The sequence below is a fragment of the Caulobacter sp. SL161 genome, from assembly GCF_026672375.1.
Lineage (GTDB): Bacteria > Pseudomonadota > Alphaproteobacteria > Caulobacterales > Caulobacteraceae > Caulobacter.
Genome location: NZ_JAPPRA010000001.1, coordinates 2109356 through 2122525, shown reverse-complemented (window position 1 = coordinate 2122525; position 13170 = coordinate 2109356). Strand labels below are relative to the sequence as shown.

The window sequence follows — 13170 nt, the reverse complement described above, 5'->3', positions numbered from 1 at the left end:
CCCGGTTCGCCGCCAGAGGCGCGCTGCGCCGAGCGCCCCACCCTCGCCCTTCGACAAGCTCAGGGTGAGGGCGGCTGTCAGCCCCGGTTCACACGAAATCCTAATCCTGAGCTTGTCGAAGGACGAGGGTTCTCCACGCCTACTGTAGCGGCGTGACTTCCATCACCTTGTAGGTCAGCGGACGTCCGTCCTCGTCCGTGACGGTGACATATTCGCCGAGCGCGAACCGGTGCTCGCCCAAGCGATGCAGCGGCTCGTCGTCCGCCTCGTCGGCCGCGTCATAGTCGAAGAACCAGCGCTGGCCGCGCTTGTTCAGGCGACCATCGACCGCTTCCTCGTCGGGCGCAAACCGGCGGACGCTGCAGGACGCCTTGAGCTTGGCGTAAGCGCCCTCGTCGATATGGCCGTCCTCGGTGAGCGGCGCGGTCAGGGCGTAGCCACGATGGTCGTCGCCGCCGGCGAACTCGGTGCCGGGATTGCGCGCCAGGCGCATGACGATCCGGGAAAGAGACATAAGCCTCCCTTTCTTTTATGATTTCAGCAGCCTAGTGCGACAGGAACAGGGACGGACCGTCGCTGTTGAGCAAGGTTCTGGTCGTGCCCCCGAAGATGAACTCCTGCAGTCGCGGGTGACCAAACGCGCCGGCGACCAGGAGGTTCGCGTTCACATCCTTGGCCGCGCCCAGCAGAAGCGAGCCGGCGTCACCGCTTCCGTCCAGCGCTCGCACGCTGGCCTTGACCCCGCGCGCGGCGAGGAATTCGACAAGGCGATCCAGCTCAAAGGCGCGCGACGACGCCGCCGGGGCCCCGGCCACGACGACAGCGCCGGCCTTTTCCAACAAAGGCAAGGCCGTCCGCACCGCCCGACTTGCCTCCTTGCCGCCATCCCAGGCGATCAGGGCGACGCCATCGGTCCTAAAGCCGGGACGCGCGACCAGGATGGGGCGCTGCTCGTCGGCGACCAGCTGCTGGAAGGACTCGGCTAGAGGCCCCTTCCCGCGCGCGGCGGCGTCGTCGAACACGATGACGTCGGACAGCCGGCCCTCCATCGCCAGGCCCGCCCAAACGGGCGAGTCCAGGCTGATGACGCGGGTTCGGCCATAGCCGAGATCGGCGGCCATCTTGCCGACGGTCTTGGCGCCTTCCTGCGCGGCCTCCTTAAGGCTCTCCAGGGCGGTGACCTGCACCCCCCCCATGAAGCCCTCGCCCATCCACGGCATCAGATCAGCCATGTCGGCGGGAGCATGGACGCAAGCCAGTTCTGCGTTGAAGGTGGCCGCCAAGGTTGCGGCGGAGGTCAAAACACCTTGGTCGTTCGGGGTTCCGGCCAGCGGAACCATAATTCTCGCCCAACTCATGATCGAACTCCCTTTCGAGGGCATTTCCACAGATGACGGCGACGCCCACATTGATCTTTCTCAACCGATGCGCCAGTCAACCGACTTCATCGTGAGGAACGAACGCGTGGCCAAAGGGCTGCATCGGGGCGGACCGCCCCGCGCATGGCAAAGGATGCTCTCCGGACGACGGCTCGACCTGCTCGACCCGTCGCCGATGGACATCGAGATCGAGGACATCGCCCATGGTCTGGCGCGCGTCGCGCGCTGGAATGGGCAGACCGTGGGCGATCACGGCTTCTCGGTCGCCCAGCACAGCCTGGTGGTCGAAGAGATCGCCGCGCACATCAAGCCCGACCTGGAGCCGCGCTGGCGCCTGGCCGCTCTGCTGCACGACGCCAGCGAATATGTGATCGGCGACATGATAAGCCCGTTCAAGGCGGCGCTGGGCGTCAGCTACAAGGATTTCGAGACCCGGCTGGAAGACGCGATCCACATCCGCTTTGGCCTGCCGGTGAAGACCCCCGCCCCGATCAAGAAGCTGATCAAGCAGGCCGACCGCGCCTGCGCCTTCTTCGAGGCGACCCAGCTGGCCGGCTTCGAGCACGCTGAGTCCCTGGCGATCTTCGGCGCGCCGCCGGCGGGCTACGAGCTGCGGATCACGCCCCTAGCGCCGTTTGAGGCCCAGGCGCGCTATGTGAAACGCTTCCACGTTTTGTCACGGGCGGCGGGCTATGAATCTGCGCCGGGCGAGGCGTTCGAAACCGAATGAGCAGGACGCGATGAACACGGCGGTCGTCATCGGTCTGTCGGCGGTGGTCGTCGCGATCCGCGACGGCGAAGCCGTTGTCCTGACCGTGCGACCGCACGACGCCGTCACTGACATCGCCTCGCCGCTGTCGGGTCTGCCGTTCGGCCCGTTCGATCCAGAGGCGCACCGCACCTTCGAACTGGGCCTGCGGGCCTTCGTCACTCAGCAGACCCGCTTCCAGCTGGGCTATGTCGAGCAACTCTACACCTTCGGCGACAAGGGCCGTGACGCGCCCCGCGCCGAGGTCGGGGCCGGCGCGGCGCGCGTCGTCTCGGTCGGCTATCTGGGCCTGACGCCCAAGGCGGTCGATACCGACGCCCCCGACACGGCCTGGGCCCCGTGGACCCGGTTCTTCCCCTGGGAGGACTGGCGCGCCGGCCGCCCCGCCCTGCTCGACGACGCCATCGCCCCCGCTCTCAAGCGTTGGGCGGCCGACGATGCTGCCAAGTGGTCGCGCGCGCGCCTGGCCTTCGCCCTGGACGGCGCACCCTGGAACGAGGAACGGGTTCTGGAGCGCTATGAGCTGCTCTACGAAGCGGGCCTGGCGCCCGAAGCGGCCCGCGATCGCGCCCGCGCCGACGGCCAGGACCCCGCCGAACCAGCCGCCCTGTCCGCCGCCCTGGGCGAGCCGATGATCTCGGATCACCGGCGCATTCTCGCCACCGGCCTCTCGCGGCTGCGCGGCAAGATCAAGTACCGCCCGGTGGTGTTTGAACTCACCCCTGAGGAGTTCACCCTCTCGACCCTACAGCGCACGGTCGAGGCCATCGCGGGCGTGCCGCTGCACAAGCAGAATTTCCGCCGCGTGGTCGAACGCGAGGAACTGGTCGAGGGCCTGGGCCGCCTCGACGCCGAAACCGGCGGCCGCCCGGCCGAGCTGTTCCGCTTCCGCCGCGAGATGCTGGCGACGCGGCAGGCGACGGGGCTGTCGCTGCCGCTGTTGCGGGATTGATCAGCGGAGCACGCTGTTCAAGCGCCACCGAGTCTCATCTGTACGCTCGACGGTGCGGTCCTCGGTCAGCAACCGGCGGATTAACCGGCCAGGCCCGGCAGGGTCAGGGTCAGGGCCGGAACGAAGGTGATGGCCATCAGGGCCGCGAACAGGGCCAGGTAGAAGGGCCAGATGGTGCGGACCGCCTCCTCGACCTTGATCTTGCCGACCGCGCATCCCACGAACAGCACCGAACCCACGGGCGGGGTGACCAGACCGATCCCGAGGTTCAGCATCATCATGATGCCGAACTGAACCGGGTCCATACCCGTCGCCATGGCGACCGGAAGGAAGATCGGGCTGGTGATGACGATCAGCGGCGCCATGTCCATGAAGGTTCCGAGGATCAGCAGGATCAGGTTGATCAGCAGCAGGATCAGGATCGGGTTATCGGTCAGGGTCTGCAGCAGCGTGGCCAGCTGCTCCGGAGCTTCCAGAAGCGCCAGCAGCCAACCGAAGGCGGCCGCCGAGCCGATGATCAGCATCACCATGGCGGTGGTCTTGACTGCGTTCTGGGCGGCCGTCGTGAAGGCTCTGAAGCCCAGCGTCCGATAGACGATCACGGCGATCACCAGGGTGTAGATCACCGCCACGGCCGAGCTTTCGGTCGGGGTGAAGACCCCGCCCAACACGCCCCCGAAGATGATCACCGCCGTCAGCAGGCCCGGCAGGGCCGACGCGAAGGCGGCGGCGAAGGCCGGCCAGCCCGGAAACTCGCCTTTGGGATAGCCCCGGCGCACGGCGATGATCCAGGCTGCGGCGGCCAGCAGGATGCCGGTCAGGATGCCGGGCAGGACGCCGGCCAGGAACAGGTCTGCGACAGAGACCGACACGCCGGCCGCCGCCGCATAGATGATCATGTTGTGCGACGGCGGGATCAGGATGCCGAGGATCGCCGAGGTGGAGGTGACGTTCACCGCATAGTCGGCGCCATAGCCCTTCTCCTTCATCAGCGGGATGAGGGTAGAACCGAGGGCCGAGACCGAGGCGACGGCCGATCCCGACACACCGCCGAACATCATCGACGCGCCCACATCGACGACGCCCAGCCCGCCGCGAACCCGGCCCATGGCGGCGTCGGCGACCCGGACCAGCCGTTCGGCGATCCCCGCCTGCTGCATCAGGTCCCCGGCGAAGATGAAGAATGGAATGGCCATCAGGGAGAAGACGTTCACGCCGGTGGCGATCCGCTGGAAGGCGACGACCGGTGCGATGTCCATAAAGATGAAGGTCACAAGCGACGCCAGGCCGAGGGCGAAGGCCACGGGTACGCCGATGATCAGCAGAAGGGCCAGCAGCCCGAGCAGAAGGGTCAGTTCCATAGCGGTTCGACTTTCCGGCCCCGGGCCTCACAAATCAGATGTTCCAGCGTGAAGAAGACGGTCATCCACCCCGCGATCGGCAGCGGCAGATAGGCGGCCCCGCGCGGCACCCCCAGGGTGGGAATGTCGAAGGCCCAGGTGCGCGCCACCAGTTCGCCGCCCCAGACGCCCATGGCCAGGCCAAATGCGGCCATGGCCAGCAGGCTCACGACCCGGCACAGTCGCCGCAGAAACGCGGGCATGGCGTCGGTGGCCGCGCTCATGCCGAGATGGAACTGTTCGCGCACCCCGACCGCAGCGGCCAGCAGGACGAACCAGACCATCAACAGCAGCGCCGCCTGCTCCGCCCAGGCCGGCGCGTCGCCCAGACTGTAGCGGGCGAAGACGGCCCAGCCGATGATCCCGGTCATGACGATCAATCCGATCGCCGCGAACGCCAGGGTCGCGCGGCTGATCCAGCGCGAGATGAAGGCAAGAGCGTCCAGCATCACACCATGCCCCGGATCTGGTTGACGAGCGCGGTCTGCGCCGGCGAGGTGATGAACCGGTCCCAGACCGGCGCCATGGCCGCCTCGAAGGCCGAACGATCGAGATCCTCGACGATCTCCACGCCGGCGTCGATCATCGCCTGCCGGGCGCTCGCCTCGCGGGCTTCCCACAGTCGGCGCATGAAGGGCACGCTCTCGGTGGCGGCGTCCCGGATGATCTCGCGATCGGACGGCGACAGCTTGGCCCAGGTTCGAGCCGAGGCCACGAGCACCTCCGGGGCCATGACGTGGCGAGTCACGCTGTAGAAGCGCGCGACCTCGAAATGGCGACTGTCCTGGTAGGAGGGCCAGTTGTTCTCGGCCCCGTCGATGACCCCCTGGACCAGGGCCTGAAAGACCTCGCCATACGACATGGGGATCGGACCGGCGCCGAGCGCCTGGACCATGGCGATAGGCAGGTTCGACGTCTGGACCCGCAGCTTGAGACCGCGCATGTCGGCCGGGGTCCGGATCGGCCCCCGGGTGTTGTAGAAGCTGCGCTCGCCGGAATCGTAGAAGGCCAGGCCGATCAGCCCGTGCCGCTCCAGGCTGTTCAAGATCGTCCGGCCGGGTGCTCCATCGAGGGACCGGCGCATGTGGTCGGTCGACTGGAACAGGAAGGGCAAGGACGGGACGAGGGTCAGCGGCTCAATCGGATTGAGCGGGGCCAAGTTCACCCGGTTGATGTCCAGCCCGCCGAAGACGGTGATCTCCAGCGTGTCCTTTTCCTCGCCCAGTTGGCCGCCGGCATAGTTCTGAAGCCTGAGCCGCCCGTTCGTCCGTTGCGAAATCAGGGCGCCGAAGTGATTGACGGCCTCGACCGTCGGATAGCCCGCAGGATGGCTGTCTGCGCCGCGCAACGGCCGTTCACCGATCTCCTGGACACAGGCCGCGAGCGGGGCCGCCAGGGCGGTTGTGATAAACGCTCGGCGAGAAGGTCTCATGGGCGACAGGTTTCCTTGACGAGCCCACAGCCAAGTTCGTGCGCCAGCTCATGAGCCTCGTCTTCCTCGAGCCGGTCTTTCGTGAACCAAGCATGCGAGGTAACCGGTGGCAATGCGGCGAGGATTACAGTCGGATTACAGCGAGATTACAGTGGGTCACGGCGGGTTGAGGCGACCGTGCGCTTCCACCCTTTCGCCTAAGCTCTCGAATAGCTGAGCGACCAAAGCGGTGACTAAAAACGGGGAAAAACGGTGACGCAATTACGGTGACAGTGCACTCCAATTACGGTGACAGTGCACTCAATTCTGCTTCGTTGGAAAACGGTGACAGTGCACTCAATTCTGCTTTGGCTTGCGCCCTCGCTTGGCGGGGCTGAGCGAGCGGCCTGACCGGCGCTCCAGGTCCTGAAGGAACGCCGCCTCCCCCACCGGCCGGCCGATGGTCTCCGCGCGACGCAGGGCCAGAGACCCCACGTCGTCCTCGCCGTCGGCGATCATCGCGGCGAAGTCGGGATAGCGGGACAGCACCGGCTCGGTGCGGGTCAGGCCGTCGCCTCGGGCGGGATCAAGGCAGGCGTGCAGGCTCGACCAGGGCCAGTCCGCAGCGCGTTCGACCAGCCGCGCCCGCACGGGGTTGAGCGCCACATAGCGCAAGGCCGCGCCCAGATGCGCCTCGTCCATCGCCACACAGCCGAAACGGCCCTGCCAGAAATGGCCGGTACGCTTCTCGCGCGCATGGATGACGCCGGCATAGTGGCGATGGGTCGGGGCCAGGCAGCGGCGCAGACCGTCGGGATCGGCGGGAACCAGGATGAGATGGACATGATTGGGCATCAGCACCCAGCCCCAGACCTCGACCTTCGCCCTGGCGGCGTTTTCGGCGAGGAGGTCGCGATAGAGCTGATAGTCCGCGTCGCCAAAGAACGTCTGCGCCCGACCATTGCCCCTTTGGGTCACATGGTGGGGAACGCCTTCGAAAACCGTGCGGGCGAGCCGGGCCATGAGCGACGCTCCCATGAGGAGGGTTTGCTGTCAATTAGTGCACTGTCACCGTAATTGTGTCACCGTAATTCACCGTAATTCTCGCCCAACTCTACTTTGACTTGCGCCCCCGCTTGGCGGAGCTGATCGGGCTGCCTGACCGGCGCTCCTGATCCTCAAGCCCCCATTGCCGAAATGGGCGCACCCAGTGGAGCCCATCACCCTAGCCGACGGCGTCGGTCTGGATGAACCGCCGGCTACTCGCCCCCTGCCCGCGCCCGCCACTTGGCCTTCAACGTCGCCGACGTCTCCCGCGAGCCGTCCGGGCTCCAGCCGGGCGGGCCGAACAGATAGCCCAGCGCCTCCTTGGGCGACTTCGAGCCCGCGACGTCCTTGGCGATGCCGACCCACTCGTGGAAGACGTTGTGCAGCAGGTTGAAGTTGCCCAGGTTCTTCACCGTGCCATAGCGGCAGGGCTCCTCGTCGACCTCGGGGATGAAGGTGCCGAACATGCGGTCCCAGATGATCAGGATGCCCGCGTAGTTGGCGTCCAGATAGCGCGGGTTGCGGGCGTGGTGGACGCGGTGATGCGAAGGTGTGTTGAACACCGCCTCGAACCACCGCGGCATGCGCCCCACCGCCTCGGTGTGGATCCAGAACTGGTAGACGAGGCTGATCCCCTTCTGGATCGCCACCATGGCCGGCGGGAAGCCCAGGAACGACAGCGGCAGCCAGAGCAGCCAGGTCCCGGCCACGCCGCCGGTCCAGGTCTGCCGCAGGGCGGTCGACAGATTGTAGTGGGTCGAGGTGTGGTGGTTGACGTGGCTGGCCCACCAGAACCGCCGCTCATGCGCGATGCGGTGGAACCAGTAGTAGGTCAGGTCCTCCAGGAAGAAGACCGCGACCCAGGCCCAGATCGCCGTCATCGGGATCGTGAACAGCCGGTGCTGATAAACCCAGACGGTCGTGGCGAAAACGACGCCGCCGAACAGGATTCCGGCCACCGTGCTGCCCAGGCCCATGCTCAGCGACATGGCCGTATCGCGCGTCTCATAGTTGGCCTTGGCCTTGCCGAAGCGTCCCAGCAGGACTTCCAGGATGATGGCCAGCACGAAGAACGGAATGGCCAGCTGGACGGGGTCGAAGGGGGCTTTCAGCATCAGGCGAGCTCTTTCGGCGGCCAGACATCGTCACGAACGGCGAAGGTGGGGCGAGCGTCGGAAACGCGGACGGCGAGGCGTCCGCCGACGGGCTTGAGCCCCGCGACGACGCTCCAGGGCAGGTCGCGGGCGACATAGCCGTCGCCGCGCCGATAGAGGATCAGCGCCAGATCCCCGTCGCGCGCGATCAGGCCCGCGCCGTCGGCGGCGATCCAGATCGCCTGGGGGTGATGGTCGGGGAATTCGACGTCCAGCAGCGCCTTGGCCGACGGGGCGGTCAACGGCGGCGTGGGGCGGGCCACGCCCAGCCATCGGACGAACGCCACCAGCAGCGCCACGGCGACGACAGAGCCGCCCAATTGAATCAACAGCGCCTTGTCCAAGACCGACGCATCCCCCCGTAACTTATTGCCGTTCAGATTGACGACCGGGGGACCGTCGTCAAGCGGCGAAAGAGAATGGCGCGCCCCTAAGGACGCGCCACCTCAGACCTTTCGATCTCACCGATCAGAAGTGGCGGACATAGCCCACCGAGACCGTGTTCGAGCTCAGGTCGCTGTTGGTGTATTCCGACTTGGTCCAGTCGGCGCGGACGCCGTTCTTGCCGTCCAGCTTATACTCGGCGCCGAGGCCGTAGTTCCAGCTGTCGCGACTGCCGTCGAACTGGGTCGCGGCGACGTTGTTGGTGCTGAACTTGGTCGTGCCGTAGCCGACGCGTCCCGTGAGATCCAGCTTGGGGGTGACGGGCAGATAGCCGACGGCGTAGCCGGCGACCTGGTGCTCCATCTTCACGCGGGCCTGACCGCCCGACGCACCGACCTTGTCGCTATCGACGCCGCCGGCGATCTCACCCTCAACGCCGAAATAGGGCGTAAGCTTGGCGCCGACGCGCCCTTGAATTGCGCCGGTGTCAGCGCCCTTCGTCCGAGTTTGACTATAGTTCAGCGAACCATAGATGTCCGTCGACGTCTGGGCGTTGGCGAAAATGGGGGCCGCGAGAACCGAACCGGCGACCAGGGTGGCGGCGATGAGAGTCTTCATTCTTGTACTCCAATTCTACTCGTACTCTTCAGCTCCCTCAGCCATCCCCTGCTAGGATCGCAACGCGGCGACCATGCGGCGGTTCGCGGCCCCGTTTGAGGTCATTACGTGTCGATCGCCCGACCGAGGGTGGATGACGAGACCGCCAACCGTGCTATCTACGGGTTCAAACAAGCGTCAGAACGCGGACCCGTCTCTCTTTGGAGCGAGGTCCGCGCGCATCATCGGGACCGTCGTCTTGCCGCAAGCCGTCATCGCCGCCACGGGGCTGTACACCCCGCCTCACAGCATCTCGAACGCCGAGCTGGTCGAGGCCTTCAACACCTTCGTCGAGCGCTTCAACGCCGCCAACGCCGAGGCCATCGCGGCCGGCGAGATCGTCGCCCTGGCCCCCTCCTCGCCCGAATTCATCGAGAAGGCCTCGGGCATCAAGTCGCGCTTCGTGATGGACAAGAGCGGGATCGTCGATCCGGAGATCATGCGCCCGATCCTCCCCGAGCGCCCGAATGAGGAGATCTCGATCCTGGCCGAAATGGCTGTCGAAGCCGCCAAACAGGCGATCGCCCGCTGGGGCAAACCGGTGTCGGAGATCGGCGCGGTGATCTGCGCGGCCTCGAACATGCAGCGCGCCTATCCGGCCATGGCCATCGAGGTTCAGCAGGCCCTGGGCATCGAAGGCTTCGCCTTCGACATGAACGTGGCGTGCTCGTCGGCGACCTTCGGCATCAAGACCGCCGCCGACTTCGTCACCAGCGGCAGCGCCAAGGCGGTGCTGATGGTCAATCCCGAGATTTGCTCGGGGCACCTGAATTTCCAGGATCGCGACAGCCACTTCATCTTCGGCGACGTCGCCACCGCGGTGATCATCGAGGACGCCGACCAGGCGCAAGGCGGCTGGGAGATCGTCGGCACGCGCCTGAAGACCCAGTTCTCGAACAACATCCGCAACAACTTCGGCTTCTTGAACCGCGCCGCGCCGGAAGGGGTTGGCGCCAAGGACAAGCTCTTCGTGCAGGAAGGCCGCAAGGTGTTCCGCGAGGTGGTGCCGATGGTCAGCGAGATGATCGTCGAGCACGCCAAGGACCTGGGCGTCGATCCGACCGGGCTCAAACGCCTCTGGCTGCACCAGGCCAACATCAACATGAACGAGATGATCGGCCGCAAGGTGCTGGGTCGGGATCCCGCGCCGGGCGAGAACGTCATCATTCTGGACGAGTACGCCAACACCAGCTCGGCCGGCTCGATCATCGCCTTCCACTCGGCCAATGACGACTTCGCGCCGGGTGAGACGGGCCTGATCTGTAGCTTCGGCGCAGGCTATTCGGCGGGCACGGTGTTCGTCCGTAAGCGTTGATCGAGACCAGCGGCGGAGCACCCCGCCCCTTTCGCCATCTACGGGCTAGCGGACCGCGTGCGCCTGTATAGAAATGCGCGAGATTGTTTCGCCGTAAGGTCTGTTCGATGCGATTCCCTGCCCGCCGCGCTGTCCTCTCCGGCCTTGGCCTCGCCCTGCTCGCCGCGTGTGGCAAGAAGCCGGACGCGGGGGCCAGCGGGTGGGACCGGATCAAGGCGTCGGGCAAGCTGCGCGTCGGACTGGAAGGCACCTACCCGCCCTTCAATTTCCAGGACAAGTCAGGGCAACTGGCGGGCTTTGAGGTCGATTTCGCCAAGGCCCTGGCCGAGCAACTGGGCGTAAAGGCCGAGTTCAGCCCCGCCCCGTTCGCCGGGCTGCTGGGCTCGCTGGAGTCGGGCCGTATCGACGTGGTGATCAACCAGATCACCATCACCCCTGATCGTCAGGCCAAGTACGACTTCTCGGAGCCTTACACCGTCTCGGGCATCCAGATCATCGCGCTGAAGAACAAGCCCGCCCCGAGCAAGCCTGAGGACCTGGCCGGCAAAAAGGTGGGCGTGGGCCTCGGCACGAACTACGAGCAGTGGCTTCGCGCCAATGTGCCGACTGCCGACGTCCGGACCTATGACGATGATCCGACCAAGTATCAGGACCTTCGTGCGGGCCGAATCGACGCTGTTCTGAACGATCGCCTTGTCGCCGCCGACTTCGTTAAGACCTCGCCGGAATTCGTCGCCTCAGGCCAGCCGTTCGCCGCCCAAGGCTCTGGCGTGGCGATGAAGAAGGATCCGGCCCTGGCGGTCGTGATCAACCAGGCGATCAACGCCTTGCGCGCCAACGGTAAGCTGGCCGCCATCTCGCAGCAGTGGTTTGGCATGGACGTCACCCAATAGCGCCATGGATACCGGCCTCGACCTGCTGCGCCAGTCCGCACCGCTCCTGTTGAAGGGCGCGGGCTACACGATCGTCCTTAGCGTCATCGGCATGAGCATCGGGGTGGTCCTCGGTTTCTTGCTGGCCTTGATGCGCCTGTCGCGCTCCGCGCTGCTCCGCTGGCCCGCCGGCGTCTATGTCTCGGCGTTTCGTGGCACGCCGCTCCTGGTGCAGCTCTTCCTGATCTATTACGGCCTGCCGCAGTTCGGTCTGGAGATGCCGCCGCTGGTCGCCGCAGGGATCGGCTTTTCACTGAACGTGGCCGCCTACAGCTGCGAGATCCTGCGCAGCGCCATCGCCGCCGTCGACAAGGGTCAGTGGGAAGCCGCCAGCGTGCTGGGCATGAGCCGGGGCCAGACCCTGCGCCGCGTGATCTTGCCCCAGGCGGCGCGCACCGCCGTCGCGCCCCTCTCGAACAGCTTCATCAGCCTGGTGAAGGACACCTCGCTGGCCGCGACCATCCAGGTGCCGGAGCTGTTCCGACAGGCGCAGCTGATCACCGCGCGGACCTACGAGATCTTCACCCTGTATCTGGCCGCAGCGGCGATCTACTGGATCCTCTCCACGATCCTGGCCGCCGCCCAGACGCGCCTTGAGCGCCGCGCCGCGGAGGGCCGCCGATGAGCGCGATCGACGCCAAGTCCCTGAAGAAGAGCTTCGGCGACACGCCCGTCCTGGCGGGCGTGGACCTGGCTGTGGTCCCCGGAGAAGTGGTCGCGATCATCGGGCCCAGCGGCTCGGGCAAGAGCACCCTGCTGCGCTGCCTCGCCGGCCTTGAGCCTCTGAATGGCGGCGACCTGACGATCGCGGGCGTCACCGCCGGCGCCAAGACGCCCCTGGCCAAGGCCTTGAACGGGCGGGTCGGCTTCGTCTTCCAGAGCTTCAACCTGTTCCCGCACCGCACGGCGCTGGAGAACGTGATCGAAGGCCCGATCGTCGTGCGCCGCGAAGATCCCGCCAAGGCGCGCGCCAAGGGACTGGCTTTGCTGGAAAAGGTCGGGCTGTCCGATCGCGTCGACGCCTATCCGTCGGCCTTGTCCGGCGGTCAGCAGCAACGCTGCGCCATCGCCCGAGCCCTGGCGATGGATCCCGAGGTGATCCTCTTCGATGAGCCGACGTCCGCGCTGGACCCGGAGCTGGTCGGCGAAGTTCTGGCCGTCATCCGCAACCTCGCGGCCGAAAAGCGCACGATGGTGATCGTCACCCACCAGATGGATTTCGCCCGCGATGTGGCCGAGCGAACGATTTTCATGGACGGCGGCGTGATCGTAGAGCAAGGACCTTCGCGTCAGCTCCTCGCCTCGCCGCGCGAAGAGCGGACCCGGCGCTTCTTGGCCAGATCGGGCGTCCTCCAGCCATAATTTGGCCCACGGGACGCTTCACGACCTGAGCGCCGACGCCGGGTGACTTTTAATGGCGAGGACAGCTTGAAGCCTTACATCGAACTCAAGGGCGCCTCCGGCGCCGTGTACCGCTACAAGCTGGCCGAGAACGGCGAACCCGGCACCACGATCGCCGGCAACTTTGTCTATGTCGACGCCAAGGGCTTGGTCGTCTTTGCGGGTCAAGCCAACAACCTGGTGGACGCCAAAGCCCGCTGGTCGGAGGCCTGCGCCCGCCACGGCGCGACCTGCCTCTACACCCGGCTGAACGTCTCGGGCGCTTCGCGGGCGGACGAGTACTCCGACCTCGTCATCGCGCTTCAACCCGTGATGAATCAGGCCGACTAGAGCATTTTCCGCCGGGCGGGGACGCGGATAAGGTCGTGT

16 protein-coding genes and 1 pseudogene are annotated in these 13170 nt (G+C 66.3%); 8 read left to right on the top strand and 9 right to left on the bottom strand.

Annotation, left to right across the window (positions count from 1 at the left end; all coding sequences use genetic code 11):
* Nucleotides 1-37: 37 nt before the first annotated feature.
* Nucleotides 38-148, top strand: a pseudogene (locus OVA11_RS10390) (hypothetical protein); the annotation flags it as partial.
* Here the strand turns inward: OVA11_RS10390 and OVA11_RS10385 are convergent.
* Together OVA11_RS10385 and OVA11_RS10380 are read right to left on the bottom strand one after the other, a co-directional pair.
* Complete coding sequence (locus tag OVA11_RS10385) at nt 140-514, bottom strand: hypothetical protein (protein WP_268067307.1); 375 nt, start codon at nt 512-514, stop codon at nt 140-142. The pseudogene OVA11_RS10390 and the gene OVA11_RS10385 sit on opposite strands and share 9 nt — an antisense overlap.
* A gap of 31 nt (nt 515-545) precedes the next feature.
* Nucleotides 546-1358: a universal stress protein gene (locus OVA11_RS10380; protein ID WP_268067306.1), complete on the bottom strand. Its 813-nt coding sequence runs from the start codon at nt 1356-1358 to the stop codon at nt 546-548.
* A gap of 106 nt (nt 1359-1464) precedes the next feature.
* Here OVA11_RS10380 and OVA11_RS10375 point away from each other — a divergent pair, with 106 nt between their 5' ends.
* Both OVA11_RS10375 and OVA11_RS10370 read left to right on the top strand, forming a co-directional pair.
* Nucleotides 1465-2109 (top strand): YfbR-like 5'-deoxynucleotidase, encoded by a 645-nt coding sequence (locus OVA11_RS10375; protein WP_096034761.1) that lies wholly within the window; start codon nt 1465-1467, stop codon nt 2107-2109.
* Nucleotides 2072-3100 carry an NUDIX hydrolase gene (locus OVA11_RS10370; RefSeq protein ID WP_268067304.1) on the top strand — a complete coding sequence of 343 codons (1029 nt, stop codon included), beginning with the start codon at nt 2072-2074 and terminating at the stop codon, nt 3098-3100. Before OVA11_RS10375 ends, OVA11_RS10370 begins: the two co-directional genes overlap by 38 nt.
* A gap of 80 nt (nt 3101-3180) precedes the next feature.
* Here OVA11_RS10370 and OVA11_RS10365 read toward each other — a convergent pair whose 3' ends face one another.
* From OVA11_RS10365 to OVA11_RS10335, 7 genes are all read right to left on the bottom strand, one after another.
* On the bottom strand, nt 3181-4461 hold the full coding sequence (locus tag OVA11_RS10365; RefSeq protein WP_268067303.1) for a TRAP transporter large permease: 1281 nt from the start codon (nt 4459-4461) through the stop codon (nt 3181-3183).
* Nucleotides 4452-4952, bottom strand: coding sequence for a TRAP transporter small permease (locus OVA11_RS10360; RefSeq protein ID WP_268067302.1), 501 nt, complete (start codon nt 4950-4952; stop codon nt 4452-4454). Before OVA11_RS10360 ends, OVA11_RS10365 begins: the two co-directional genes overlap by 10 nt.
* Entirely contained in the window at nt 4949-5932 is a 984-nt protein-coding gene (locus OVA11_RS10355; RefSeq protein WP_268067301.1) for a TRAP transporter substrate-binding protein, read from the bottom strand. Before OVA11_RS10355 ends, OVA11_RS10360 begins: the two co-directional genes overlap by 4 nt.
* Before the next feature lie 336 nt (nt 5933-6268).
* Nucleotides 6269-6934, bottom strand: coding sequence for a transposase (locus tag OVA11_RS10350; protein WP_268067300.1), 666 nt, complete (start codon nt 6932-6934; stop codon nt 6269-6271).
* Between the two features lie 236 nt (nt 6935-7170).
* Nucleotides 7171-8073: a sterol desaturase family protein gene (locus OVA11_RS10345; RefSeq protein ID WP_268067299.1), complete on the bottom strand. Its 903-nt coding sequence runs from the start codon at nt 8071-8073 to the stop codon at nt 7171-7173.
* A complete protein-coding gene (locus OVA11_RS10340) occupies nt 8073-8456 on the bottom strand; it encodes a hypothetical protein (RefSeq protein WP_268067298.1) in 384 nt (127 codons plus the stop codon). Before OVA11_RS10340 ends, OVA11_RS10345 begins: the two co-directional genes overlap by 1 nt.
* Nucleotides 8457-8580: 124 nt before the next feature.
* Complete coding sequence (locus tag OVA11_RS10335) at nt 8581-9114, bottom strand: porin family protein (protein WP_268067297.1); 534 nt, start codon at nt 9112-9114, stop codon at nt 8581-8583.
* 238 nt (nt 9115-9352) lie between these two features.
* Here OVA11_RS10335 and OVA11_RS10330 point away from each other — a divergent pair, with 238 nt between their 5' ends.
* From OVA11_RS10330 to OVA11_RS10310, 5 genes are all read left to right on the top strand, one after another.
* Nucleotides 9353-10468: a beta-ketoacyl-ACP synthase III gene (locus OVA11_RS10330; RefSeq protein WP_268067296.1), complete on the top strand. Its 1116-nt coding sequence runs from the start codon at nt 9353-9355 to the stop codon at nt 10466-10468.
* A gap of 107 nt (nt 10469-10575) precedes the next feature.
* Nucleotides 10576-11361, top strand: a complete 786-nt coding sequence (gene tcyJ, locus OVA11_RS10325) for a cystine ABC transporter substrate-binding protein (RefSeq protein ID WP_268067295.1) — start codon at nt 10576-10578, stop codon at nt 11359-11361.
* A 4-nt stretch (nt 11362-11365) separates the two neighbouring features.
* Nucleotides 11366-12025 carry a cystine ABC transporter permease gene (gene tcyL / locus OVA11_RS10320; protein WP_010919316.1) on the top strand — a complete coding sequence of 220 codons (660 nt, stop codon included), beginning with the start codon at nt 11366-11368 and terminating at the stop codon, nt 12023-12025.
* Nucleotides 12022-12762, top strand: coding sequence for an amino acid ABC transporter ATP-binding protein (locus tag OVA11_RS10315; RefSeq protein WP_268067294.1), 741 nt, complete (start codon nt 12022-12024; stop codon nt 12760-12762). The genes tcyL and OVA11_RS10315 overlap by 4 nt, the downstream gene beginning before the upstream one ends.
* Nucleotides 12763-12828: 66 nt before the next feature.
* The gene (locus OVA11_RS10310; protein WP_010919314.1) at nt 12829-13131 is read left to right on the top strand and encodes a hypothetical protein; all 303 of its coding nucleotides are present in this window, start codon (nt 12829-12831) and stop codon (nt 13129-13131) included.
* Nucleotides 13132-13170: the final 39 nt, after the last annotated feature.